Here is a 26468-nt window from a genome sequence, read left to right as displayed (position 1 = left end):
AAAAAACCGGCAGGAACGCGGAAGGCTCTAAAGCATTCGCAAGGCATTACGATCATTGGAAAAACATGGATAATTCAATTCATGAAGATGAATAGACGGGAATGCCATTATGAAAAAGCTGACAATTGACGATTTGCAGAAAATCAGGGAAGAGGCTCATGCCGAAATCGCCTTGCGGGAGGGCGTTTTCAGCGCGAGCGAAATGTTCCGGTTGCATTTGTTGATTTGCGGAGGAACGGCCTGTCACTCTTCCGGAAGTATAGCCGTTAAAGAAGCCCTGCATGCGGAGTTGAAACAGAGAGGCCTGCTCGAAGAGATCAAGGTAGTGGAAACCGGCTGCAATGGATTTTGCGCCCAGGGTCCACTCATGGTGGTCTATCCGGAAGGCGTCATCTACATGCGGATCAAACCGGAAGATATTCCGGAGCTTGTTGAGGAACACATAGTCAAAGGTCGTGTGCTTCAGCGCCTGCTCTACAAAGAGCCGATCACAGGATCAGTCATTTCCACCACCCGGGAAATCCCCTTTTTCAATCTCCAGGAACTCCGCGTGCTCAGAAACAGGGGACTGATTGATCCGGAAAAGATCGAGGAATCCATCGCCCGCGGCGGGTATGCTGGGATGGCCATGGCCCTGACAGAGATGAAGCCCGATAAGATCATTCAGGAGGTCCTTGCTTCCGGTCTCCGCGGCCGGGGCGGCGCAGGCTTCCCGACAGGTCTGAAATGGAAGTTTGCCGCCGCGTCCGCAGGTGAGATAAAATACGTCATCTGCAACGCCGATGAGGGAGATCCCGGCGCCTTTATGGATCGCAGCGTCCTCGAGGCCGACCCGCATGCCGTTATTGAAGGCATGGCGATCGCCGCCAAGGCGATAGGCTCCCACCGTGGTTATATTTACTGTCGCGCCGAATATCCCCTAGCCGTACACCGTCTGAACATTGCTATCGCCCAGGCAAGGGAATACGGCCTGCTGGGCGGAGATATCCTGGGAAGCGGCTTCGAATTCGATCTGGAAGTGTGCCAGGGCGCAGGCGCCTTCGTCTGCGGCGAAGAAACAGCCCTCATGACCTCGATCGAAGGCAAGCGCGGCATACCCCGGCCGAGGCCCCCCTTTCCCGCTGTCTCCGGGTTATGGCAAAAACCGAGCATTCTCAACAATGTCGAGACGCTCGCCAATATCGGACAGATCATCATCCACGGGGCGGCCTGGTTCGCCGCCGTCGGCACTGAAAAAAGCAAGGGAACGAAGGTCTTTGCCCTCACCGGGGATGTGAACAACGTCGGCCTCGTGGAAGTCCCGATGGGAACATCCCTCGGGAACATCATCTATGACATCGGCGGCGGCATCCCTGAAGGGAAAAAATTCAAGGCGGCGCAGTTGGGGGGGCCTTCCGGCGGCTGCATCCCGGCTCAGCACCTTAACGCCCCCGTAGATTACGAAAGCATCGTCGAACTGGGCGCCATCATGGGCTCGGGCGGCCTCATCGTCATGAACGAGGAGAAGTGCGCCGTGGACATGGCCCGTTTTTTCATGGAGTTCTGCCATGACGAGTCCTGCGGCAAGTGCACCCCTTGCCGCGAAGGAACCCGGAGAATGCTGGAGATTCTCACAAACATCACCCAGGGGAAGGGCCAGGAAGGTGATATAGAGTTGCTCGAGGAATTGGCTCTTACCATCAAGGATTCCGCCCTGTGCGGTCTCGGCCAGACTGCCCCCAATCCTGTTCTAAGCACCATTCGTTACTTCCGGGAGGAGTATGAGGATCACATCCGCAACCACCACTGTCAGACATCCGTCTGCTCCGCCCTTTTCAAGTCGCCCTGCCAGAATACCTGCCCAATCGAAATGGACATTCCCTCTTATATTGCCCTGATCAGGGCAGAGCGGTTGGAGGATGCCTACAAGGTACTTCTGCGCACGAATCCTTTTCCCTCGATATGTGGCAGGATCTGCGATCACAAATGTCAGTCCCGCTGCCGTCGCGGGAAGATGGACGAGCCCATTGCCATCAAGTTCCTGAAGCGGTTTATCACCGACAATGCCTCACGACCGAAGAGCGAAAAAATTCCGGTCACCCGCAAGGAAAAGATCGCAATTGTCGGCGCCGGTCCGGCGGGGCTCACTGCCGCCAGGGATTTGGCTTTGCGAGGCTATCAGGTTACAATTTTCGAGGCCCTTTCCGAACCGGGGGGTATGACCCGCTGGGCCATCCCTCCCTACCGCCTGCCCCGCGACATCATCAAAAGGGAGATCGACGATATCCGTGCCCTGGGCGTGGATATCCGCTGTAACACCCGTGTCGGCAAGGATATTTCGCTATCGCAGATAGATTCTGAATTTACTCGCGTTTACCTCGCCCCGGGCGCCCAGAAGAGTCAGCCGCTGAACATTCCCGGCGATGACCTGCGGGGGGTCTATGGCGGGGTTGAGTTCCTGCGTGATTTCAATACCAACGAAGACGTCTGGAGTAAAGGCCACAAAACCCTTGGCCCGAAAGTGGCAGTAATCGGCGGAGGCAACTCCGCAATCGACGCGGCTCGGTGCGCGGTTCGTCTCGGCGCCGAGGTGACAATTCTTTACCGTCGTGAACGCAAGGAAATGCCTGCCGCCGTCGAAGAGATTGCTGCGGCTGAAGCGGAAGGAATCAAGGTCATGTTTCTGGTCGCTCCGCTCCAGATCGCCAGGAAAAATGGATGCGTCAACGGAATCGTCTGCAAGCGGATGAGACTGGGCGAATTTGACAAAAGTGGCCGCCGGAAGCCGATCCCCATCGATGGTTCAGATTTTACGTTTGCGGTTGATGCCGTTATTGCCGCCATTGGCCAGGTTACCGACCCCTCCTTTGTCGCCCCGGAAAGCGGCATTTCCGTAAACAGTCGGAATTGTTTCGACCTCGCCCGAGGAAGCGAATCCCAGACGACTAACCCCAAATTTTATGCGGGCGGCGATGCCGTATCTGGTCCGGATACGGCGATCGCCGCCATTGCCGCCGGACATCAGGCCGCAAAAGATATAGACGGGGCCATCCGGAAACATAATGGAGAGCAGGCCTGGGAAGAACCAGCGGAAGAAAAAATCGTCATTCCTGTCGAGCTTGACGAGGAGTCCCCAGAGGCGCCGCAGATGGAAATGCCATCGGTGGACAGCGCTACAAGAAAACATAGTTTCATTGAGGTTGAACTCGGGTTTACAAAGGAAGAGGCCCTTGCAGAATCACGGCGTTGTCTGAGGTGCGACCTGGAATTGTAAAAAACGCCACACCTTTCACTCTTGCGACGTTTGCCTGCCGTTGTATGGAAATGCTTAGCCACCGCTGAAATTATGGAGTTAAAAACTGAACAGTCGCAGCTTTTGAAGATATCCCCTCTTTAGGGGCAAAAGGAGCTGAACATGGATAACAAAGTCCGCATGAACATCGACGGAAAAGATATCGAGGCAACCGTCGGTCAGACGATCCTGGAGGTTGCCCGGGCGCAGGGCATTGCTATTCCCACGCTCTGCCATTATGAAGGGACCACCGATGTCGGGGCCTGTCGTGTCTGCGTTGTAGAAATCGAAAATGCGAAAACCCTCGTTCCCTCCTGCTGCACACCGGTCAGCCCCGGCATGGTCATTACCACCAGCTCTCCCAAGGTCATCGCGGCCAGAAAAATGATTATTGAGCTGCTCTGGTCCTCCGGCGATCACAACTGCCTGACCTGCGAAAAAAACGGCGCCTGCGAGTTGCAGGATCTTATCTATCAACTGGGACTCGAAAAACCGCGTTTTCAAATTGCCCCCCCGGGACACAAAATCGAGCAGACCAACGCCATGATTCAGCGGGATCTCAACAAATGCATCCTCTGCGGCCGTTGCGTCCGCGTCTGCAACGAGATTCAGGTCAACGAAGTGCTTGATTTTTCGGGTCGCGGCGCCCGGACGAAGGTGGGCCCGGCCTTCGCTGCCGACTACATAGATTCGATCTGTTACTTCTGCGGCGAGTGCGTCGATGCCTGCCCGGTGGGCGCGCTGACGTTCAAACAGGCCCGTTTCGCCGGTCGGCCCTGGGAGCTGAAAAAGGTGCGGACGACCTGCCCTTACTGCGGAGTAGGCTGCCAGATGGATCTCAATATCCATAACAACCGCATCGTCAAGGTCACCGGCAACCGCGCGTATAAACAGCCGAACGGCGGAAGTCTCTGCGTCAAAGGCCGCTTCGGACTTGATTTTGTCGGCCACCCGGATCGCCTGAAGGCGCCGCTGCTCCGCAGGGAAAAAGGCGGAGAGTTCACGGAAGCAAGCTGGAATGAGGCCTATGATTTCATAGCAAATCGTCTTGGCAAAATTAAAGCGGAGTCCGGACCGGACAGCATTGCCGGCCTCTCTTCGGCCCGCTGCGCCAATGAGGAAAATTATCTTTTTCAGAAGTTCATGCGCGCGGTTATCGGCACCAATAATGTTGATCACTGCGCCCGTCTGTGCCACTCCGTGACGATAGCCGGCATGGTCGCCGCCTTCGGCAGCGGCGCCATGACGAATTCCATTGAGGAAATCGAACTGGCCGACCTGCTTTTGGTCACGGGAAGCAACACGACGGAAACCCATCCCGTGATCTCGTCGCGCATCAAACGAGCCGTTCGCCAACATGGCGCCGGGCTGATCGTCATTGACCCTCGGGAGGTTGACCTGATTCATTATGCGACCCTTTGGCTTCGTCAGAAACCGGGAACGGACGTTGCCGTCCTGAACGGCATAATGAACGTCATCATCGCCGAAGGCCTTTACGCCCAAGAATATATTGCGGAACGAACAAAAGGGTTTGAAACAATGGCGCAAACAGTCGCTGGCTACACGCCCGAGAAAGTCGAGATGATTTCCGGAGTGCCGGCACAAGACCTGCGAGCAGCCGCGCACCTCTATGCGAAGGCAAACCGCGCCGCCATTCTCTTTGCGATGGGCATCACGCAGCACACCACCGGAACCGACAACGTTAAATCATGCGCAAATCTGGCGATGCTGTGCGGCAATATCGGCATTGAGGGGGGCGGGGTCGATCCCCTTCGGGGGCAGAACAACGTTCAGGGCGCCTGCGACATGGGGGCGCTGCCAAATGTTTTCCCCAGCTACCAGCCCGTGGAGAGCCTCGATGCGCGGAGCACTCTGGAGAAGGCCTGGGATGTCTCTCTGTCGCCCAAACCTGGGAAAACGGTTATGGAAATGATGGAAGCTGCCGCGTCTGGGGAAATCAGGGCCCTGTATGTTATGGGTGAAAATCCTATGCTCTCTGATCCGGATTTGACCCATGTGGAAAAGGCTCTGAAAAATCTAGATCTGCTTATCGTTCAGGATATCTTTCTGACGGAAACGGCGCAGCTTGCCGATGTGGTCCTTCCCACCGCCTGCTTTGCCGAAAAAGATGGAACCTTCACCAATACAGAAAGAAGGGTCCAACGCATCCGCAAGGCCGTGCAGCCTCCGGGGCAGGCCAAGGCGGACCTGGAGATCATTGCGGCCATCGCAACGAAGATGGGCTATCCGATGCCTTACCAATCGTCTGGCGCAATCATGGGGGAGATCAACTCAGTCGCCCCGATTTATGGCGGAATTACCTACGCCCGCATTGAAGAAGAGGGCTTGCAATGGCCCTGCCCCAGCGAGGATCACCCCGGCACCCGTTTCCTCCACAAGGACGGATTCAGCCGGGGGCTTGGTCTCTTTCATGCCGTAGAATACATTCCCCCGGCGGAATTGCCGGATCAGGACTATCCCTTTATCCTTTCCACCGGTCGTGTCCTCTATCAGTACCATACCGGCACCATGACGCGGCGATCCGCGGGAAGTGAAGAACTCTGCCCCGAGTCCCTCGTGGAGATCAACCCCACCGATGCAGATGGCTTGGGGATAGCGAACGGACAGATGGTAATGGTAACTTCCCGCCGAGGCAGGGTGCGGGTCAAAGCCAAAATCACCAACCGCTCCGATCAGGGGACGATCTTTATGAACTTTCATTTTCACGAAACTGCTGTTAATATGCTGACCAACCCGGCGCTTGATCCGATCGGGAAGATCCCGGAATTCAAGGTCTGCGCCGTCCGGGTAGAGGCGGCTTGATCATATTGCAAAGGAGAGAACAATGGATAAAATGCAGGAAAAAGGCAAAAGAGTTTTAATTCTGGACGACGAGGCGGTGATCCTGAAAACGTGCACGGATATCCTCTCTGGCACGGGCTTGGACGTGATTACGACAACCTCCGTACAGGAATGTTTCGATATCGCCGGCAGGGGCGACGTCGATTTGTTTGTCACCGATATCATGATGCCGGAACTCAACGGCGTTGAGGTTATCCGCCGGCTGCGCAAAGACAATCCGACGCTCACCGTAATTGTGATCACCGGTTATCCGTCGATGGGCACGGCGCGCGACGTAATGAAGCTCGGCGCTTACGATTATATTCCCAAGCCCTTTACCCCCAAGGAGTTCAGCAATACGGTTTTTGACGCCCTTGGCAAACTTAACCCTAAAAAAGCCATCCGGGAAACGCTCGTTCTCCAGATCCTTGAGCGAACAGTGGACGACCCGGATTTTTTCGACCGTCTATATATGGAAGGTTCCGACGCCCTGAAAGACTACAACATCAGCAACGAGGCGAAAAGCGCGATTGCCCGCGGTGATTTGCGCTGGATTGAAGAGAATGTCAGCAAACTTAATGAGAAACAGATGATGTCCATCGCCAGAATCCTTGAAAGAGAGATCTGGTAATCTTTTTCCGGCAACATCAAATTTTTTTGTTGTTACTTTTTTTTTTTTGGTCTATAAACGCCCCGCTTTTTACGAAGCATATTTCTTCATTAGTGAGGACAAGCTGTGGCTAAAGTGATCATCGGCTCCTGGCAGGATAAACTCACCGACAATCGGAATATTTCTCAAGCTGATATAGAGGACTCATATTCAGATGTCGATAAGCTGCTGAAAGAAAACCGTCTCAGGGCGTTTATCGGCTGGGACGGCTTTTTTATTTTTGACCGCGAAGCGCCCGTAGTTGACATGTTGCGGGCTTATGTCCAGAAGGTTCAGGATGAAAGCTGCGGCTACTGCACCCCGTGTCGTGTCGGCACGCAGGTTGTAGCCGACAGGCTCGGCGCCATCGCCAATGGCTTCGGTTCTCAGAACGACCTTGACGAAATCAGGAAAATGGCAATGGTCATCCGCGATACATCGATGTGCGAACTTGGGCATACATCGATGAACGCCCTGCTCAAGGCCATGGAGGTCATGCCTGAAGTTTTCGAACAGGCGATCCGCGAACGGCGTCCATTGGCTCGCGGGGTGTATCATGCCATGGCCACCGCCCCCTGTATCGAGACATGCCCGGCCCATCTTGACGTGCCTCGCTATATAGATGCGATTCGGAGCGGGAACTACTTTGAGAGCTTAAGCATCATCGTCCGTAAAAATCCGCTTGCCGGAATCTGCGGTCGGGTCTGCGTCAAACCATGCGAGTCCGTCTGCCGTCGCGCGGAGTTAGATTCTGCCGTCTCGATAAAATCCCTCAAACGTTTTGCAAGCGATCAGGTCTATTCCAATGCGGTAACCAAAATTACCCAGGTCGTCCCCCTTCCCCTGACCTCCAATAAAAAGGTGGCGATCATCGGCGCTGGACCGGCGGGTTTGACCGCAGCGTTTTTTCTGAGGAGAAATGGCTACAGCGTAAGGGTGTTCGAAGCCCTGAATGAACCAGGCGGAATGAGCGCAGTCGGCATCCCTGACTATCGGCTTCCCCGCGACATCATCAATACCGAGGTGAAGCGAATTGCCGGCGAGGGTGTGGAATTCAGCTATGGCGTTCGAATCGGCAGGGATATCGCCCTCAAAGAGCTTCGCTCCGAATATGACGCGGTGCTGATCGCCATCGGCGCCCATGGGAGCAAGGATGTCGGCATGGCGGGAGAGGATTTAAAGCCGGTCGGGCTGGTTTCCGGCGTCGAATTCCTCCGGGATATGAATACGCTGCATCCCCAGGGCAAGTTCATCCCTCCTGAGGGAAGGCATGTGGTGGTGGTCGGCGGCGGCAATGTGGCGATGGACTGCGCACGCAGCGCAGTGCGGCTCGGATATCCCCGGGTCAGCGTCGTTTATCGGCGCACCGAAAAGGAGATGCCGGCGGACCACGAGGAGATCAGGGATGCGAAACTTGAAGGGGTGGAGTTTCATTTTCTCACCCATCCTCTCCGGCTTGAAATTAATGACGGGAAAGTAACCGGGATGAATTGCGTCAAAATGGCCCTGGGTGAACCGGATGCCTCCGGGCGAAGACGACCGGTCGAGGTTGCTGGCTCTGAATTTCTGCTTGCCTGCGATGTAGTAATTCCTGCAATCGGTCAGGCAACGGACTTTTCCTTTTCCAGCGATGATTTCCCTGTTAAAGCAACGAAATGGGGTACAGTCGAGATCGATAAAGATACACTGATGAGTTCTCAGGACGGGATATTCTCCTCGGGTGACTGCGTGACGGGGCCTAAAGCGCTGATCGACGCCATGGGCAATGGCATCCATGCCGCACAAGTTATCGATCTCTATCTCCGCGGGGAAAAGATGCGGCTGCCGGAAAGCGAACTGTTATACCGGATGATTAAGGCGATGGATCTACCTGTATCGCCGGTGGATCGGGTCGGCGATGAAATCCGCTGCGATCTCGATCAGAGAACGGTTGCAGATCGTATCGGCGACTTTAATGAAATTGAACAGGGCTACAGTCCCGAAGAGGCGATTCATGAGGCGCAGAGGTGTCTCCGCTGCTACCGGGTGGCCATGTTCGTGACGGAAGAGTGAAAATGACGACAATACCTGCTATAGACAAAAAAAACATCACGATTAGCATCGACGGCTTGCCTGTCTCCGTCCCGGAAGGCTCGACGATTCTTGACGCCGCCAAAAAAGCCGGCGCGCGGATACCTACCCTTTGCCACCATCCGGCGCTTGAACCGATAGGCTCCTGCCGGGTGTGCGTCGTTCAAATTGAGGGTTTTGACCGGCCCACTACGGCCTGCAACACGCCGGTCATCGAGGGAATGGCGGTCAAGACGCGTTCGGAAAGGCTTTTCAATCTTCGCCGCGAGGTGATCAAGATGATCCTCGCCAACCATCCCCTTAATTGTCCATCCTGCCCCCTTAGCGGCAACTGCGAGCTGCGGGGTCTGGCTTACGAGTACGATCTCTCCGAGTTCGATATCGGCGAGTATCGCATCCAAACGGAAAGCAATCCCTGGAAGCCGTTTTCAACGCCCATTCTGGACTACCATCCGAGCCGCTGCATTCTCTGCGGAAGATGCGTGAAGGCATGCGCCGAGATTCGCGGATTAGGCGCCATCACCATGACCGTCGCTGGCGCGCGCTCGGTCATCAGACCGGTTATGCTGGATCCCAGTTTGCAGTCACGCTGCATTTCCTGTGGCGAATGCATGAGCGTCTGTCCTGTAAATGCGATCGAAGAGCGCATGGCCGCTAAGAAGGGAAAGCCCTGGGAAACGAAAATAACGCAGACGACCTGCGCCTACTGTGGCGTCGGCTGCCAGCTCGATCTGAATGTGGTGAATAACCGCGTGGTCGGCGTCACTACCAGAGACGGCGTCGGGGTTAATCGCGGCAGGCTCTGCTCCAAGGGAAGGTTCGGATACAACTTCATCCATAGTCCGGAGCGACTGAGCCGGCCGCTGATGCGCAACGAAGCAGGCGAGCTTGTAGAAACCACCTGGACCACGGCGCTGACCAAGGTGGCCCGGGAGTTCCTGCGCATCCGCGACACCCATGGCCCGCAGTCGCTTGCAGTCCTCTCCAGTGCAAGATGCACGAATGAAGAGAACTATCTCGTCCAGAGGTTGGCCAGGCAGGCCTTTAAAACCAACAGCGTCGATCACTGCGCCCGTCTCTGACACGCTTCCACCGTGGCCGGTCTGGCCGCTGTATTCGGAAGCGCCGCGATGACCAACTCGATTGCGGAAATTGAAGACGCCGACCTCATCTTTGTGATCGGCACCAATACCAGCGAAAACCATCCCATCATCTCCCATTTCATCAAAAGGGCCGTTGATCGCCGCAGGGCGAAACTAATTGTCGCTGATCCGCGGAAGATCGATCTTGTCGATCAGGCGAGTTACTGGCTGCGTCATCAACCAGGGACAGATGTCGCTTTGCTCAACGGTATTATGCACTGGATCGTCAAGAATAATCTGCATAACAAAAAATTCATTGCCGATCGATGCGAGGGATTTGATGAACTTGCCGCCGAACTTCAGAACTATCCGCCGGAACGGGTTGCGGAAATCACCGGCGTTCCGGCTGCTGAAATCCGCGCAGCCGCCGAACTGATCGGCAAATCGGGGCGCGTTTCTTTCCTCTACGCAATGGGAATCACCCAGCACACAACCGGGACGGACAACGTCAAATCTATTGCCAATCTCGCCATGATCACCGGCAATCTCGGACGTTGGGGAACAGGAGTTAATCCGCTGCGCGGTCAGAATAACGTTCAGGGGGCCGGTGATTGCGGCGCACTGCCGAACATGCTGCCAGGCTACGCGCTGGTATCCGATCCCGAAGCCAGAAAAAGAAGCGCCGCCGCCTGGGGCGCCGAAGTGATTCCCGAAGCGCCGGGCCTGACGGCGACCGAAATCATTCCCGCCGCCTATGAAGGTAAAATACGCGGCATGTATATTATGGGAGAAAATCCAATTCTCTCCGATCCAAACTCCAGCCATGCAGAAGCGGCCCTGCGCAAACTTGATTTTCTCGTTGTTCAGGACATCTTTCTGACGGAAACCGCCAAGTTGGCGGACGTCGTCCTGCCCGGCGCCTCCTGGGCAGAGAAAGACGGCACATTTACAAACACCGAACGCCGGGTGCAAAGGGTGCGAGCCGCCATTGATCCGGTCGGCAACAGTTTCCCCGATTGGCGCATAACTCAGCGCATTGCCCAACTGATGGGGATTAAGATGGACTTCTCTTCGCCTGAACAGATATTTAACCAGATGCGCCGAGAAATTCCCATTTACGCCGGGATCACCTACGACCGCCTCGACCGCGAGGGCGGGCTGCAGTGGCCATGCCCGGACATTGATCATCCGGGGACCACTTTCCTGTTCGAAAAAACCTTTAATCGCGGCAGGGGATTATTGACGGCGATTAAATATCGTCCCGCGGCTGAAAAAATTGATGCTGAATTTCCGCTTCTACTCACCACTGGCCGAATCCAATATCAGTATCATACCGGGACAATGACGCGCCGCTCTCCCAGTTTGAATATGCTGGCGCCGGAGGCTATTCTCGAGATCAACCCCGCCGATGCGAAAGCGCAGGGCGTTGCAGAGGGAGAAATGGTGTCGCTTTCATCGCGTCGGGGAGAGATTCTTATCCGTGCCGGCGTCAGCGAGCGTGTCCCTGAAGGCGTTCTTTTCACTACTTTTCACTACTCTGAGGCTCCGATCAACCGGCTTACCAACGACGCCCTCGATCCGATTGCAAAAATTCCTGAATTCAAGGTGTCTGCCGTACATATAGACAAAGTTGCCCCTGCAACCACCGATCCGGACCGGTGAAAGTTTCTTGCCGGAACTGAACATTGATGCGTTATTCCCTTCAACGGCGTTTTTTTCACTGCCGCCGTTCCAAGGCAGCCGGTTACACTGCAAGCGTTCTGAGATCACGTCTCGACAAGGTGTAAACACGACATGTCTAAGATATTTCTATATTTGGAAAAAATATTCGGGCTGCAGAAGTCTTATTTCCAGAGTCTGGGCTTCAAGCTCTTCGCATTCATCAGCGGGGCGCTGATTGTATGCGTCGCCATGGCCGCTTTTTACACGATCAACATTCAGGAACCGCAAATGATCGACGAGGCGCTCAAAGGGGCGGACAATGTCGGAATGGCGATCGAGTGTGCGGCAACAAATTACATGTCCGAAAATGACAGCGTAAAACTCCAGAGGATGATCGAACGGATTCAGCAAAAAACGGAGGCCATAGAATCCATAAGGTTTATTGACAGCCGGGGGATAATCAAAAAAAGCACAATCCCGCACGAGATTGGCCGCCCCTTCAACAGAACTGAAAGAAACAGCGGTTATTCTCGCACCCTGGAAGGCCTCGATCAAATAAAACGCGCCCGGATCGCTCCCGCGTTTGACGGGAGCCACCATGTAATCAACGTGACAAGAGTGATCTACAATCAGCCAGGCTGCGCAAGCCAGTGTCACGGGATTCACCCTGAGTCACAAAAGATTGTCGGCATCTTCGACATGGCAATTTCCCTTGACAGCGTCAACCGGAAGATTTCCATCAACAGATGGAGCATTGCTGCCTTCTTCCTGATCATGACGCCTATAGGGTCGTTCCTTTTGTTCTGGCTGTTGCGGCCGGTCAATGCGCTGATCGAGAAACTGAAGGCAGTGTCGCGGGGCGACTTCAAAACAGTAGGCCCTCTTCCGCCCCATGGCGGCGAGGTAGGGCGACTGGCCCATTCGTTTAATCGAATGATCATGAAGATTCGCGCGGATATCGAATATGCGAACCTCCTCGTTGAAAACGCCGAGACGTTCGACCACAAGGATGAATGTGAGCCCGAGGTGGGGATTACCCAGACCATGCGTCAGAAAGAGGATGAATTGGAGTCTGTTTTTCCGGAAATTTACGATCGAATCAGCGACGTCACAAACCAGAAAATTATCCGTTCGCTGAAGCTTGCGTCACTCGGCAGACTTTCCGCAAGCATTGCCCATGAAATCAACAACCCCCTGACCGCCGTACTGAGTTACAGCTCGCTGCTTTTGGATAAAAGCGAAGATCCGAAGCAAAAAGCATGGCTCGAAACCATTGTGGAAGAAACCAAAAGGTGTCGCAACATCGTTGCCGCGCTGTTGGAGTTTGCCAGGCAGACAACCCCGGAAAAGACCCCAACCAACATCAACGATGTAGCGGAACGGGCGATCGGTCTGTTGCAGAACCAGGAATCCTTTCACAACATCAAAATCATAAAAGATATCCAATCGGCTCTGCCAAATGTGCTGGTGGATCGAGGGCAGATGTATCAGGTGTTCATGAATCTGATGATCAATGCCGCAGATGCAATGGAAAACAGGGGAGTTTTGACCATTGAATCGCGTCTGCGGGTGGTGAAATCCACGGTAGCCGATGACCGCCTGCTGGTCGAGGTGTCTGTAACCGATACCGGCTGCGGCATAGCTCAGAAAAATATCGAACGCATGTTCGATCCCTTTTTCACGACCAAGGGTCCGACAGTCGGCACAGGACTCGGTCTTTCGATCTGTCAAAGCATTGTCAAGCGTCATAATGGAAGCATCTCGGTGCGAAGCAAGCCCGGGGAAGGAGCAACTTTCACCGTTTCATTGCCAGTTGAGGAAAGAATAGATGAAAACAATAAAATTGCTGATAATAGACGATGAAATCGTCGTCCAGAGAAGCTGCTATGATATTTTTGCGGAAAAGAAGTCAAAACACGACATTAAATATGATGTCCATACCGTTTCCTCTGCCGATGAGGCGCTGCGCATTCTTGAAAAGGAACGCTTTGATATTGTCCTTACCGATCTGAAGATGCCGGGATTATCCGGGATTGAGCTTATACCCATAATCAAAGCCGGCAACCCGGAAACAGTGATTGTTGTCATGACCGGTTTTTCCACCGTCTCAACCGCCGTCGAGGCCATGAAACTCGGTGCAACCGACTTCATTCCCAAACCCTTTACCCCTGACGAGATCATGGACGCGGTAGAAAACGCAGTGGCAAGGACAAAGGGATGGGCATGATTCTCGTCAGCGAGAATGCCCCTCATAGTGTGGAGGATCTTACCTGTGAATCGAATGATCTTGGTGATTGATGATGAAAAATCGATTCGCGACCTTTTCGAGTCCGCCTTAAGCGATATCGGCTGCGAGGTTTATCTTGCGGAAAATGGCGGAGAAGCGCTTGATATTCTCAGCAGAAAAAAGGAAATCGAACTTATTTTTATTGATCTCCGGCTTTTCGGCACAAACGGCATCGAGCTGTGCCGTCAGATTCGCAAGACCAACTCCATCGCCATCATCAATGCCATTACCGGCTGGTCCGGCCTTTTTGAAATCGAAGAGTGCCGGGAAGCCGGTTTCGATGATTATTTCAAGAAACCGATAGCGCTCGATATGCTCTTCAAGGCCGTGAACGACGCCTTTGAAAAACTCGACCGCTGGAAAAATCCTTTTTCCGGAGTCTGAAGAGGCTGGTTAATATCTCAGGGTAGTTTTTTGGCCCTGACAAGGATAACGCTTGCCAACCTGCGGGGAAACATGCGGGCATCGATCCCGGCCGGAAGGCAGTAGAGAATGTTGAGAATCTTGAAGAGCGGCGTAATAACTTTTTTCATCAGAAAAGTATTGTGCCTGCTGTCCGCTCCCCTTTTCGCAACCGGTAAAACCTCCGACACAATAAAGATTGCAAACATCATGGTTATTTTTTCCAGCGGCCCGAGCACCTTTTTGATTGCGGTTATTTCAAGGCCCGCATCCTGGAGTTTTTTATCCATCTCCGCAAGGTCATAACGACGGAAATGACGGACAAAGCGATCGTCAAGAGCGAAATAAGCCCTTCGGTGCGGAAAGGTAAGAACCAGGGTTCCCTCATCTGCCAATACCCTCTCTATCTCCTTGAGCGCGGAAAGGTCGTCCGGGATGTGTTCAAGAACTTCGGAGCAGACAACCATAGAGAATGTTCCTGTCTTAAAAGGGAGGCTTAAAGCGTCGGCCTCAACATAAATACCGCCTTTTTGCATCCCCTTAAGTGATTTCAGGGCGTAAAAGGAAAGATCCGAATAGACAACCTGCCTATTTTCCCCCAGCATCGGCGAAAGGCCGCTTCCAACTTCAAGGATGCGTGAATTTTTATGAAATTGCACGCATTTTCGAACAGCGCGCCTTCTCAGGCGGTAGTTATACAGACTGTTCTTCAACGATACATACAAATCATCGCTAAAGAAATCTTCAAAACGATTGTCTTCAGGATTTGTCAACGGTTCACCGGAAAAAGTTCAGATTTTATCAGCCCCATTCGGGCGAGTCGGAAAATCAGGCCGGTCCAGACACAACCCAGGCCGTAGCGGAGGCTCCTGCGAAAATTTATGGAGGAAGCCTCTGTAAAATACTTTGTCGGACAGCTCACCTCGGCAATCATCCATCCCTGCCAGATTATCTGCGCAAGCATCTGATTATCGTAGAGAAAATCGTCGGATTTGGGGGCATCTGCCACCCTTTCGAGCAGCTCCCGGGAAAAGGCCCGATAACCGGTGTGATACTCGGAGAGCTTCGCGCCAACAAGGATATTTTCTACCAGTGTAAGAACCCTGTTCGCGAGGTATTTCCAGGGCGGCATCCCCCCCCTAAGCGCATATCCGCCCAGAATCCGCGATCCCAGAACGCAATGGTAAAGACCGTTGCCGATCAGCGCGGCCATCGCCGGGATCAGTTTCGGGGTGTATTGATAATCGGGATGCACCATGATCACAATATCCGCCCCGGCTTGAAGCGCCATCCGGTAACAGGTTTTCTGGTTGCCTCCGTAACCCCTGTTTTGCTGATGGACATAAACATCCGTCAAGGGGAGACTGCGGGCGATAGCCGCTGTTTCATCATGACCGGCATCGTCCACCAGGATAATCTTGTCCACAATTTCCTGCTCCATGACCTCGTCATACGTCATCCGCAGTGTTCGGGCCGCATTATAGGCCGGCATTACGACAATTATTCTTTTCCCTTTATACATTGAGTTCCAAAAATCCCCGTTTTCTTTCCACTTCCTGCCGTCTCTAACCGTTTTTTACAGCCGCTTCCAGCGACAGATTTTTTTATCCATGACGTCAATGCCTATGTATAGCGAATATCCCAGGAGGCCCATCGCGATGATGCCGGCAAACATCTCCGGGTAGGCATAGCGGGACCAGGCGTCCATCAGATAGTATCCCAGCCCTTCGCTGCTGGCAATCGATTCGGCAAAAAACAGCACGGCGATCGCCGTTCCGGAGCCGATTCGCAGAGCCGTAAAAACATCCGGAATAATCGCCGGCCAGATGACATGACGATAAAGGTCGCGCCTCTTTGCCCCCAGTGAAACAACCGAAATTATCAGCGCCTGGCTGACATTGCGCGCCGCATCCCGGGTGGTGACGAGTATCTGGAAAAAAACCACCAGCGTAATCAGGAAGATTTTCGACAAATCGCCCAACCCGAACATAACCATAACCAGCGGCAGAAAAACTATCTTGGGAATCGGATAGGTGAGATAGAGCATCGGAGAAAAAAAACGGTCGTATTTATCTTCCCTGCCCAATAAAAGGCCAAGGGGGATGCCTGCCGCAAGTGAAATAAAAATACTCGCCAGAACCCGCCAGCCGCTTATCAGAAAGTGTTTCCATAAACCGGCGGGAAGCTGCTCGAAAAATACAAAAAATGCCTTGCCCGGCGTGGGCAGGGCGGGGTTGTCGAGAATAAGGGCAAGGAGCTGCCAGCAGGCAAACAGAATAAGCACCGAGACAATTTGCAGCAGCAGATTTTTAATTTGGGCGGTTTTTTTATCAGCCGAATCTTTAACTAATTTCAAATCTTCACACCTTTTAAGAAAGTGGCGCGGCAGACTGCACAAACTCCATCGCACCCCGTAATTGAGTGGATAAATGAAAAAAATCATCGCTTTTACGGTAATTCGGAGAGCCTGCCCGAGGGTTGTCAAAGATTCGATAAACGGCGCCCGGATGACCGGTAAGCACGATTATCCGATGCCCCAGAAAGGCCGCCTCTTCGATGCTGTGGGTGACAAGCATGACTGTCAGGCCTCTGGTCTGTAAAATATTTTGTAATACCTCCTGCATCGCCTCCCGGGTCAGGGCGTCCAGTGATGAAAATGGCTCATCCATAAGCAAAAGCTCCGGCTCCGTCGCCAGGGAACGGGCAATCGCCACCCGCTGCTGCTGGCCGCCGCTAAGCTCGGCGGGATAACGTTCCGACAATCCCGCAAGTCCCATTTCCATTAATATTTTCTCGCCTTTTTCGCGTATTTCACTTTTTGATAGTCTTCTTATGACAAGCCCGAGGGTTACATTATCCCAGATCGTTTTCCAGGGCAAAAGTCCAAAATTTTGAAGAATTAACGATGTCGTGCGCTGTCCGGGAAAAGGGCGCTTGCCGTTTATCAGAACGCCGCCCGTCGCAAAAGGCAGCAAACCAGCCAGGATATACAACAGGGTGGATTTGCCGGAGGCGGAGGGACCGATGATTGTGCAGATATCCCCTTTTTTTGCGGAAAAGGAGATATTTCGCAGGGCTTCGACCCTGCCGCCGTTGCCTGCGTAAAAAAAGGAAAGATTATCAACCGATACCGAAGCGCCTTCATTTGCCATAAAATACCCGCTTATTGCCTTACCGCTTCAGCAACCAAATCTTCATACTTAATCGGTTTTTTTAAAAGATTGCGCTCCTTCATCCAGGCAAGCACATCAAGAACGTCATTTCTGGAGGGTAATTGCGGGGAGGAGAACTTCAGCGGCATTTTTACCACCGTACTGTTAAGAACTTCCAACGGGACCCTCGCCTGCTTCGCCAGAAGCTCGTTAAATCCGGAGGGATTGGCATTGATATCGGCAATGGCGCGTCCATAGACGGCGATCAGCTTTTTCACCGCCGGCAGGTTGTCCGCGAGCAGATTCTCCCTGACGATGATAACGGTTTTAGAGACATTATCGTTCATCGTATCGGCGATGACATGGGCGCCTTTGATGATCGCCAAAGTTGCCAGTGGATCGGGGAGAGTGGCGGCCTTCAGAGTCCCCTGCAGCAATGACTCCAGGCGAACCGGCATCTTCGGAACCGAAACCTTTTTAATCTCGGCAGATTTTAAACCTTTATGCTGGAGGAGCCGATCGGTCGAGTATTCAATAATAGAATTGAGGGATACGGCAATTTCAACGTTTTTGAGCTGTTCCGGCGTGCGAATTTTGGAATCAGGCGCCGACAACACGGCAAATCTACTCTCGCCTGCTTTTGCGCCCATCGCAACGCTCACCGCCTTAAGCTTGATTCCAGCGTCATGCAAGGCCGCAACGGCAAGTAAATCTCCAATCGCCGCATCAATCCGGTGGGCAGTAAAGGCACTGTCCCGTTCCACCGCGCTGGGAAAATAGATCAGCTCGGCGGCAATGCCTTCATCCTGGAAATATCCCTTATTTTGGGCAACCCAGAAGGGCAAATTGTCGATAATCGGCAGCATCCCCAATCTGACGATGGCTTCCCCTTTTTGATTTTTCTTCAGCCCCTCCCCTTTTGCTGCGCCCTGGGACGAAGGCAGGAAAATCAGAGAAAAAACGGCCAGCAGGATGATGAAACATAAAAACCTTTTTACCATTTCTCACCTTTGTTATCGCTGCTCCTTAAAACGCTAAATGCAGCAATTCATTATATTCTTTGATAAAATTAAACTGTTCTGTTAATACTTATTACGCTGAGCCGCAAAAATCAAGCACGAATCCCTGGGCGCCGGGGGCAGACGGCTCCTTCAGCGGACAGCGCCAGCGGCGCCATTGAAAACAAATGCGTTTTATTTGACAATCTGAAATATTTGCCTGGCCTTGGGATCAGCCGCCGTTTTCAGCAATTCAAAGAGCGCCATCTCCGTGCTGGTAATGCCCACGCCGCCCGCGGCCATTTTCTGAATTCCGGTTATCCTGTTTTGCGGAGTTCTCGAGGAAATTGCATCGGCAACCACCTGCACTTCATAGCCAGCTTCAACCAGATCCATTGCAGTCTGGTAAACGCAAATGTGGGCTTCAATGCCGCTGATCAATATTTGTTTGCGGTTCAAAGCCGTCAGTTCCTTTTTAAAAGATTCGTTCTTCCAGCAACTGAAACCCTCCTTGGCGATAATTTTGGCGCCGGTTAAATGCTGGGCGATTTCCGGAATGGTGGAGCCAAGCTTCGCGGGGATTTGCTCGGTCGCCAGAACGGGAATCTCCAGGGCTTGCCCCCCCCTGATTAACTTCTGCACATTGCTGAAAAGATACTGTTTATTATCCATGGCCTGGGCCAGATTCCCCTGAAAATCGATAACCACTAAAACGCTGTTTTCTTTTGTCAACATAGCTATCTGTCTCCTTTCGTCTTGTTTATTTTTTCCTCTTTCAACAGCAGAGCATCTAATTTTTCGTAAGCTTTTGAAAAGGATGGATCATATTTGATCGCCTCCCTGAAATAAAACTCAGCCTCCTTCATTTTTTTCTGACGCATCAGTGCCAGACCAAGATTGTAGTTAGTCAACTCGTAATCGGGCCGGATCCGCAGCGCCTCGCGATAATATTTTTCCGCCAGTGCCAGCTTGCCCCCTTTCAGCAGCTCATTTCCCATGCCGAGGATGGCGATGTGGTTGTCTTTTGTCACCGCCAGGGCCCTGGCATAAACCGCACGGCTGTCTTTCCAGTTTTGAAGCTCCCGCGAGGATAAGGCGCCGCAATAAACAATCATTAAAAAAATCGCACCCGCCGCAATATATTTTAATCTTCGCGAACGGCCCAAGAGATCGCCTATGCCCCAGATGATAATGATGAAGACGCCGATGAAAGGTATATATGCGTAACGATTGGCCATTGCCTGCCTGCCCACCTGGAGAATCCCGATTACCGGCAGGAGTGTTACCAAATACCAGAACCAGCCCACCGCAAGATAACGATATTTATTCGCTTTTATAATAACAAAACATGTAACGGCCAATAGAAATAAGAACGCGGCGATCGTCTTCCCGAGAGGCATGAAGCTTGGATACGGGTAATAAAGGGAGATTTCCACCGGTCTTAGCAACAGCTTAATATAGGAAAAATATGATACAAGCGCATTTTCGAGTCTTCCCAGCAACGGGAATGCCAGAAGGGATTTTGCCGCCCCGCCGGTTTTGGCGGCATAAATCGTAATCACAATGGAAAGAAAGGAAATGACGAAAAAAGGAATTTTTTCGATTACAAGCCGCACAACAATGCGAACTCGCCTTCTAAAATCAGGCGCCTCCGGCAAACGGTCTTGAGTAAAAGAGAATCGCCGAAGCGGCCAGTAATCGAGCAGCAAAAGAATAAACGGCAAACTGACGCCCATTGGCTTGGCCATCAGCCCCAGCGCAAACAACAGCGCCGTCTCCAGATAACGCTTTGCCCCGGGCCTGCTTACGTAGCGTGTGTAAGACCAGATTGTTAAAATCCAGAAAAGCGTACTGAGGAGATTCTTACGCTCCGCGATCCAGACAACGGACTCAATATTGAGCGGATGGACGGCAAAAAGCGCCGCCACCGCCACCGACCTCCATCGTTTCCCGGTCAACCCCAAAAGAACGAAAAAAAGCAGCATAGAGTTGAGGGCATGCAGAATAATCCCGACAATATGGTAGCCGGCGGGATGCAAACCGAAGAAATGATATTCGGCAAGCAGCGACAGCCAAGTCAGCGGATGCCAGTTCGTCGTGTAGAGGGTTGTGAACGCCCACTTTATTCCCTCTATGGAAATCCCCAGCGTTATTTCGGGGTTATCAATGATATAGAGATTGTCATCAAGGGTGATGAAGTCAAACCAGGCTGCCGGCAGATAGATAATGACAACAAGCAAGGCCGGTAGAAGTGAAAGCCATAAAAGCGATCCCTGCTGATCTCCTCTTATTTTACTGTTTGTTGAAACCATTGATTCCTGCCCGCAATTTACGTACTTTCGGCGCTGTCAATTATCAGTTAAACTTTGGCGATGCAATTACTAAATATACAGCGGCAAATCGATATCGCAGCTTGTCCCGACACTTTTAAAAAAGGAGAGAAAAGCCTTAAAGTATGCTTGTAATTGACATCAAAAAAATGCTATTTATCCTCACTGCAGAATACTTGTAAATGCGGACTGAAATGATTGCCAAATCATGCTCTTCAATGTGTTATAATCCTGTAATGGATTGAACGCTCGGGATAGTCCGCCAGCATTTTAATTTAAGGAGGAAAGACAATGATCGGGAAAAAGATGGAAGACGCGCTAAACGGCCAGATCAACAAGGAGCTTTACTCTGCATATCTCTATATGGCGATGTCGGCCTACAGCAACTCGCTGGGCTTGAAGGGATTCGCAAACTGGTTCATGGTTCAGTACCACGAGGAGATGCTGCATGCCATGAAATTCTATGAGTACATTCAGCGACAGGGCGGCAAGGTCAAACTGATGACGCTTGCGGAACCGCCTCGTGAGTGGAAGTCCCCGCTCGAGATGTTCCAGAAGACGCTGGAACATGAAAAATTCATAACTAAATCAATCAATGACCTGGTTGACCTGGCCATTGCCGAGAAAGACCACGCGACGAATATCTTTCTGCAATGGTACGTAACCGAACAGATCGAAGAAGAGGAAACCGACAGCGACATTATCGCCAACCTAAATTTGCTCGGCAAGGGGAAAGACGCCGGTAACGGCCTTTTTATGATCGACAAGGAACTGGCAACCCGAATGACAACCGTGCTTACGGATTTCAGCAAGGGGATCGAGGCGGCAATGAAAGCAGCCGCTACGGCCTGAAACTTTGCCTGCTCCTTCCTGTGAAGAGGGATCCGGGGGAGATGCTAAAGTAACCCCTCCTTTGCGTTTGGTAAAGAATTCGGACAGGAGTTAATGATTGCCCCTCAAAATTCGGGAGGTCTGACAATGGCAAAAGCCGCCGCCAATGGCATCGAGATTGAATATGAAACATTCGGGAATCCTTCAGATAGAGCGCTTCTTCTGATCATCGGGCTGGGCGGACAACTGCTCCAATGGGATGAAATCCTTTGTCGGGAGCTTGCCGCCTGCGGTCATTACGTAATCCGTTACGATAACCGCGATACCGGTCTTTCCAGCAAGATCGACAAGGCGGGCGAGCCCAATTTCAGGGACTCCTTAGAAAAAGTCATGAGCGGCGACAAAAGCGTCGCGCCCTACTCCATAGGGGACATGGCCGATGACGCGGCTGGCCTTATAAAGGCTTTGGGAATCCCGGCCGCCCACATCTGCGGCATGTCCATGGGAGGCATGATCGCTCAGACGCTGGCGCTTCGGCACCCATCCCTAGTTCTAAGTTTGATCTCCATTTATTCCACCACCGGCAATCCCAGGCTTCCCCAACCGAAGCCGGAAATACTGGGGACATTGCTGACCCCTCCGCCCACCGAACGTGAGGCAAACATCGAGTATATGCTTGGTTTCTTTAAAATGATTGCGGGCCCCGCTTTCCCGGTTGATGAGAAATGGACGCGCCACATGCTTGCCACCAGTTACGACCGCTTTTTCTACACCGCGGGAATAGCCCGTCAGCTCCTTGCCATCCTGACGCAAGACAACAGAACAGCAGCGCTCACTTCCATCAAGGCGCCCACGCTGGTTATTCACGGCACAGCCGATCCTCTGGCATCGGTGGAAGGGGGCAAGGAAACTGCCGCCTCCATACCGGGCGCCGAGCTGCTGCTGATCGAGGGGATGGGACATGATCTGCCCCACGGCGGCGCGTGGCCGAAGATCGTTGAGGCTATTGCCGCCCATACGCAAAAGGCAGTAAAATTCCCCGGAAACGGGAAAAAATGATGGATGGCGGAAGGGAACTGCCCTTGCAGTGTTTCGTTTTGGGGCACATTGAATAATGCCAGACCCCAAGGAAGGAGGTCGCCATCGACAGAATCAGGAAACTCTTTTTCCGGGCCGTGGGTTTTGCCCAAAAGGATATCTGGCAAATCCGCCTCACAGAACTGTCGCCGGGAAAATCATTTTTGATCAACCTCCTGCGGGTGCTGATCCTGTCGATTCGCGGCTTCGACGAAAACAAGTGTCAGCTCCGCGCCTCGGCCCTCACCTTCTATTCGCTTATTTCGATCGTCCCTGTCGCGGCAATGGCTTTCGGCATTGCCAAGGGTTTCGGGTTAGCAAAAATCCTCGAGACCCAATTGCGGAACAAACTGGCCGGCCACGAGGAGGTTTTCAACAAAATCGTTCAGTTCTCTGGCTCGCTGCTCGAAAACACCAAGGGAGGGCTGATCGCCGGCGTCGGCTTGATCGTCCTCTTCTGGGCGGTGATCAAGGTTCTGGGGCAGATAGAAGAAGCCTTCAACGACATCTGGGGCATCAAGGAAAAGCGCTCCCTCGGTCGTAAATTAGGCGACTATCTCTCGATCATGCTCATCTGCCCGGTACTGATCATCCTCGCCAGCAGCGTCACCGTCTTCGTCACCACCCAGGTCACCCTGATTCTGGAAAAGATCACCATCCTCGGGGTATTCAGCCCGCTGATTTTTTTACTGCTGGAACTGCTTCCCTTCCTGCTTCTCTCCGGCCTTTTCACTTTTATCTATCTCTTCATGCCCAATACAAAGGTCCGCCTCCCAGCCGGCCTCCTTGGGGGCATCGTGGCCGGCGTCCTTTTTCAGACTGTCCAGTGGGCATACATCACGTTCCAGGTGGGAGCGGCCAGTTACAACGCCATCTACGGCAGTTTCGCAGCGCTGCCCCTTTTTCTCGTCTGGCTCCAGATAAGCTGGCTGATTGTCCTGTATGGCGCCGAACTCTCCTTCGCCCATCAGAATGTGGACACTTACGAGTTCGAACCCGACGCGCGCCAGGCAAGCCACCGTCTCAAGACGCTGCTCTCCCTCCAGATCGCCCACCACCTGGTGCAAACCTTTGCCAAGGATGAACCTCCGCCGACGGCGAGGCAGATCTCCCGCGATCTCGAGATTCCGATCCGTCTCGTCAACGAAATCCTCTTTGAACTGGTTAGCAGCGGCATTCTATCGGTAACCGAAACTAAATTGGACAAGGAGCGGGCCTTTCAACCAGCCCAGGACATCCACAATCTGACGATTCAGCACGTAATCGAGTCAATGGAGCTGCGGGGCATTAACGCCATGCCCTTCGCCCACACCCCGGCCTATACCAAACTGGCCGATGCCTTGGCATCCTTCGGCAAAGCCATTGAGAAACTTCCCGACAACAAACCCTTAAAAGAGCTCTGATTGCCCGACAGATTTTCTCTGCAAAATGATTCCTGCCGACACGGGTTAACCTTCCCACTCTTTAAATTCACTTCTACAAGATTTAGGGTGTAATTACTCCTGCCGCGTTTACGGTTATAGGATTTTGTCTTGTAAGCGGTGAACTGGGGGACGGCAAGTGCCGCGAGGATGCCGATGATAGCGAGAACGATCATCAGCTCTATAAGACTGAAACCTTTAAAGTTTCCCCTATAAGATGATCGACTCATGATTCTCCCCCAAAATAAGCTTTGTAAAGAGTGAAAAACCGAGAGGGAAGTCCCTCTCGGTTTTTCACGTTCGCAATAAAGAATTTACAACGGACATCCGTTTTCGATCATTAATTCAGCGTATTGGTTACGGTTCCATCGGCAATGATGATATAACTGCCGGCAAGATTCGAACTGGTAACCGTTATGGATCCGGGCGTTCCTGCCGATGCGCCTGCTGCGATAGTAATTGTATTACCGGCACTCGCTTTCACAGTTGTATAAGTAGTTCCGGCAGTAGCCCCGGTAATGGTTTCAGCAGGAGGGGTCACAGAGGGATTCTCGCCTGCATAAGCCGTAACACCCGTCAGGGCATTCTTAGCGTCCGCAACGCAACTGGCAACATAGCCCCTCTTTTTATAAGCGGTGAACTGCGGGATGGCAATTGCCGCGAGGATGCCGATGATTGCGATAACGATCATCAGTTCGATCAGGGTGAAACCTTTACTGTTTTTCTTGTAAAATGCACTAATCATTTTCATTCTCCTTTATGTTTGGTTGGTTAAATTCTAATAGTGGATAATTCCCGATTGCAAAATCACTCTACTCTTTCCTTAACCACCCCCTTTGCCATTGGGTTACTTGATTATTATTAAAATCGTTTTGCGATTATACAAGCAACGATCATGCCGTGATTGTCGATCCGGTAGGTTTCCAGAACATAATATCATATCGTTCATTATTTAAAGCACTTATCATTAGCGTACCCAAAAGAAAGATTTCCTGCAATTTTCCCCTTTGTTCATTTCCTTTGATTTTTACGGATTAATACGTGATTTTTCCAGTTTCGTCCTGTTAACTCCAAGGTCACCAAAGCAGTTGCTAATCATCAATAACTGCCTTCTCGGCATACCTATTACTCAAGTATGGACAGCAAAAGAACTCTGGAAAGAAGACCTCGCCGAGGGGCTGAGAAATAACCCTTCCGTCCCTTGCCTGTATTATTCCCTATTGGCGCGAAGAAATGATGCAACGCTGATTACAAGTGATGGAACTTTGGCAAATATCTGCAAGGCATTGAATATTTCCGTCTGCTATTAGGACAACAACAATAGATAAGGCGCGATTTTCACAGGGCGGCAATAGCCGCAGCGGCGTCAAAACCGCTTTTTACGCAGTCCCCGATGCCGATGCCGTGGTAGCTGCAACCGATCAGAAAGAGACCCCGATGCGAGGCGCATTTCTCGTCGATAGCCGCAATGCGCTCCAGGTGGCCGACGGTATATTTCGGCATCCCCTGAAACCAGCGGTAAACCTTGGAAAAGACCGGTTCCGCCGTAATGCCGATCAGTTCTCTTAGTTCTTCCCGAACGATGGCGAGCAGTTCCCGGTCGCCGAGGGAGACGAGCTCCTCGTGATGACCGCCACCGACAAAACTCCGGATCAGTTCCGTATCGTCCGCCGCCCGCTGCGCCCATTTGATCGAACTCCAGGTGCAGGCGTTGATCCGCCTATTCTCGACGCGGGGGACGATGAAGCCGAAGCCGGGCAACTGCTTTTTCAGATCCTCCTTCCGGAAGGCGATAGAGACGGTGGCAGAAGACGACCAGGCGATCGCGGAGAGCCTGCCGCACAGCTCTTTGTCCATACCTCCGATGATTTCTTTGGTAACGTAAGACGGGGTGGCGAGGACCACGGCATCGAAGTCAGCCGTAGCGCCGTCGCCGAAGATCAGGCGGTAACCGCTCCCTTTCTGCTCAACCGAAATCACAACCGTACCGGTATGGATTCGCTCTGCGCCTATGTATGACAGGCACCCCTGCGCCAGCTCCCGCATACCCCCTTTGAGCGACATGAAGTAGGTCATCCTGGGACCTGCGGGATTCGGCGGAGGCATTCTTTTCATCGCCGCGATCATCCCTTTGATCAGACTGCCCGATTTTCGCTCCATCTCAACAAAGCGGGGGAAAGTAGCCAGCACGCTCATGTTGTCCGGATTGGAGGTATGAATCCCCGCAACGAGCGGCTCCGCAATCTTCTCTAAGCACTCCCTGCCCAACCGGCGCGTAACGAATTCGGCAAGGCTTTCGTCCTTCGTATCTTTTCGGGGCGGGACGAAGAGCTCCATGCCCATCCGCATTTTTCCCGGCCAAGAGATGAGGCCGGACTTGGCCAACGGCATGATC

18 protein-coding genes and 4 pseudogenes are annotated in these 26468 nt (G+C 52.6%); 12 read left to right on the top strand and 10 right to left on the bottom strand.

Going from position 1 to position 26468, the window contains the following annotated elements; translation table 11 throughout:
- Positions 1-202 precede the first annotated feature (202 nt).
- The 9 genes and pseudogenes from nuoF to M0P74_04260 all read left to right on the top strand — a co-directional run bounded on the left by nuoF (position 203) and on the right by M0P74_04260 (position 14246).
- Positions 203-1990: pseudogene (gene nuoF / locus M0P74_04300) on the top strand (NADH-quinone oxidoreductase subunit NuoF).
- A gap of 93 nt (positions 1991-2083) precedes the next feature.
- Positions 2084-3253, top strand: a pseudogene (locus tag M0P74_04295) (FAD-dependent oxidoreductase).
- A gap of 141 nt (positions 3254-3394) precedes the next feature.
- Positions 3395-6094, top strand: a complete 2700-nt coding sequence (gene fdhF / locus M0P74_04290; GenBank protein MCK9362804.1) for a formate dehydrogenase subunit alpha — start codon at positions 3395-3397, stop codon at positions 6092-6094.
- A 22-nt stretch (positions 6095-6116) separates the two neighbouring features.
- The gene (locus M0P74_04285; GenBank protein ID MCK9362803.1) at positions 6117-6743 is read left to right on the top strand and encodes a response regulator; all 627 of its coding nucleotides are present in this window, start codon (positions 6117-6119) and stop codon (positions 6741-6743) included.
- A gap of 105 nt (positions 6744-6848) precedes the next feature.
- On the top strand, positions 6849-8813 hold the full coding sequence (locus tag M0P74_04280) for an FAD-dependent oxidoreductase (GenBank protein ID MCK9362802.1): 1965 nt from the start codon (positions 6849-6851) through the stop codon (positions 8811-8813).
- A 2-nt stretch (positions 8814-8815) separates the two neighbouring features.
- On the top strand, positions 8816-11575 hold the full coding sequence (gene fdhF / locus M0P74_04275) for a formate dehydrogenase subunit alpha (protein MCK9362801.1): 2760 nt from the start codon (positions 8816-8818) through the stop codon (positions 11573-11575).
- Between the two features lie 132 nt (positions 11576-11707).
- Positions 11708-13438: an ATP-binding protein gene (locus tag M0P74_04270; protein ID MCK9362800.1), complete on the top strand. Its 1731-nt coding sequence runs from the start codon at positions 11708-11710 to the stop codon at positions 13436-13438.
- Positions 13404-13802, top strand: coding sequence for a response regulator (locus tag M0P74_04265; protein ID MCK9362799.1), 399 nt, complete (start codon positions 13404-13406; stop codon positions 13800-13802). The genes M0P74_04270 and M0P74_04265 overlap by 35 nt, the downstream gene beginning before the upstream one ends.
- A gap of 54 nt (positions 13803-13856) precedes the next feature.
- Entirely contained in the window at positions 13857-14246 is a 390-nt protein-coding gene (locus tag M0P74_04260) for a response regulator (GenBank protein ID MCK9362798.1), read from the top strand.
- 17 nt (positions 14247-14263) lie between these two features.
- On the opposite strand, the gene M0P74_04255 is transcribed toward M0P74_04260, so the two are convergent.
- The 7 genes from M0P74_04255 to M0P74_04225 form a co-directional block, all read right to left on the bottom strand.
- On the bottom strand, positions 14264-15037 hold the full coding sequence (locus M0P74_04255) for a class I SAM-dependent methyltransferase (protein MCK9362797.1): 774 nt from the start codon (positions 15035-15037) through the stop codon (positions 14264-14266).
- The gene (locus M0P74_04250) at positions 15034-15786 is read right to left on the bottom strand and encodes a glycosyltransferase family 2 protein (GenBank protein ID MCK9362796.1); all 753 of its coding nucleotides are present in this window, start codon (positions 15784-15786) and stop codon (positions 15034-15036) included. The genes M0P74_04255 and M0P74_04250 overlap by 4 nt, the downstream gene beginning before the upstream one ends.
- Before the next feature lie 54 nt (positions 15787-15840).
- Entirely contained in the window at positions 15841-16620 is a 780-nt protein-coding gene (locus M0P74_04245) for an ABC transporter permease (GenBank protein ID MCK9362795.1), read from the bottom strand.
- A 13-nt stretch (positions 16621-16633) separates the two neighbouring features.
- Entirely contained in the window at positions 16634-17416 is a 783-nt protein-coding gene (locus M0P74_04240; protein MCK9362794.1) for an ABC transporter ATP-binding protein, read from the bottom strand.
- A gap of 11 nt (positions 17417-17427) precedes the next feature.
- Positions 17428-18417: a MetQ/NlpA family ABC transporter substrate-binding protein gene (locus M0P74_04235; protein MCK9362793.1), complete on the bottom strand. Its 990-nt coding sequence runs from the start codon at positions 18415-18417 to the stop codon at positions 17428-17430.
- A gap of 192 nt (positions 18418-18609) precedes the next feature.
- Entirely contained in the window at positions 18610-19149 is a 540-nt protein-coding gene (locus tag M0P74_04230) for a hydrolase (GenBank protein ID MCK9362792.1), read from the bottom strand.
- Positions 19150-19151: 2 nt separating this feature from the next.
- Positions 19152-20726: a tetratricopeptide repeat protein gene (locus M0P74_04225; protein ID MCK9362791.1), complete on the bottom strand. Its 1575-nt coding sequence runs from the start codon at positions 20724-20726 to the stop codon at positions 19152-19154.
- A 309-nt stretch (positions 20727-21035) separates the two neighbouring features.
- Between M0P74_04225 and M0P74_04220 the strand changes: the two genes are divergently transcribed.
- From M0P74_04220 to M0P74_04210, 3 genes are all read left to right on the top strand, one after another.
- The gene (locus M0P74_04220) at positions 21036-21596 is read left to right on the top strand and encodes a ferritin (GenBank protein MCK9362790.1); all 561 of its coding nucleotides are present in this window, start codon (positions 21036-21038) and stop codon (positions 21594-21596) included.
- Positions 21597-21722: 126 nt separating this feature from the next.
- Complete coding sequence (locus tag M0P74_04215) at positions 21723-22634, top strand: alpha/beta fold hydrolase (GenBank protein MCK9362789.1); 912 nt, start codon at positions 21723-21725, stop codon at positions 22632-22634.
- Positions 22635-22816: 182 nt separating this feature from the next.
- Positions 22817-24055, top strand: a complete 1239-nt coding sequence (locus tag M0P74_04210; GenBank protein ID MCK9362788.1) for a YihY/virulence factor BrkB family protein — start codon at positions 22817-22819, stop codon at positions 24053-24055.
- A gap of 140 nt (positions 24056-24195) precedes the next feature.
- Here the strand turns inward: M0P74_04210 and M0P74_04205 are convergent.
- The 3 genes and pseudogenes from M0P74_04205 to hemG all read right to left on the bottom strand — a co-directional run.
- Positions 24196-24303 (bottom strand): annotated as a pseudogene (locus M0P74_04205) (prepilin-type N-terminal cleavage/methylation domain-containing protein).
- A 407-nt stretch (positions 24304-24710) separates the two neighbouring features.
- Positions 24711-24818, bottom strand: a pseudogene (locus M0P74_04200) (prepilin-type N-terminal cleavage/methylation domain-containing protein).
- A 593-nt stretch (positions 24819-25411) separates the two neighbouring features.
- The coding region (hemG, locus tag M0P74_04195; GenBank protein MCK9362787.1) for a protoporphyrinogen oxidase at positions 25412-26468 on the bottom strand (1057 nt) is incomplete at its 5' end.

It is taken from the genome of Syntrophales bacterium, from assembly GCA_023229765.1.
GTDB lineage: Bacteria > Desulfobacterota > Syntrophia > Syntrophales > UBA5619 > DYTH01.
This window is presented reverse-complemented; position numbering and strand designations above follow the sequence as displayed.

Bases quoted from the DNA above. Each gene is read 5' to 3' on its own strand.
- fdhF (MCK9362804.1), top strand. From the start codon at position 3,395: ATGGATAACAAAGTCCGCATGAACATCGACGGAAAAGATATCGAGGCA.
- M0P74_04285 (MCK9362803.1), top strand. From the start codon at position 6,117: ATGGATAAAATGCAGGAAAAAGGCAAAAGAGTTTTAATTCTGGACGAC.
- M0P74_04270 (MCK9362800.1), top strand. From the start codon at position 11,708: ATGTCTAAGATATTTCTATATTTGGAAAAAATATTCGGGCTGCAGAAG.
- M0P74_04265 (MCK9362799.1), top strand. From the start codon at position 13,404: ATGAAAACAATAAAATTGCTGATAATAGACGATGAAATCGTCGTCCAG.
- M0P74_04260 (MCK9362798.1), top strand. From the start codon at position 13,857: ATGATCTTGGTGATTGATGATGAAAAATCGATTCGCGACCTTTTCGAG.
- M0P74_04250 (MCK9362796.1), bottom strand. From the start codon at position 15,786: ATGTATAAAGGGAAAAGAATAATTGTCGTAATGCCGGCCTATAATGCG.
- M0P74_04240 (MCK9362794.1), bottom strand. From the start codon at position 17,416: ATGGCAAATGAAGGCGCTTCGGTATCGGTTGATAATCTTTCCTTTTTT.
- M0P74_04235 (MCK9362793.1), bottom strand. From the start codon at position 18,417: ATGGTAAAAAGGTTTTTATGTTTCATCATCCTGCTGGCCGTTTTTTCT.
- M0P74_04230 (MCK9362792.1), bottom strand. From the start codon at position 19,149: ATGTTGACAAAAGAAAACAGCGTTTTAGTGGTTATCGATTTTCAGGGG.
- M0P74_04225 (MCK9362791.1), bottom strand. From the start codon at position 20,726: ATGGTTTCAACAAACAGTAAAATAAGAGGAGATCAGCAGGGATCGCTT.
- M0P74_04220 (MCK9362790.1), top strand. From the start codon at position 21,036: ATGATCGGGAAAAAGATGGAAGACGCGCTAAACGGCCAGATCAACAAG.
- M0P74_04215 (MCK9362789.1), top strand. From the start codon at position 21,723: ATGGCAAAAGCCGCCGCCAATGGCATCGAGATTGAATATGAAACATTC.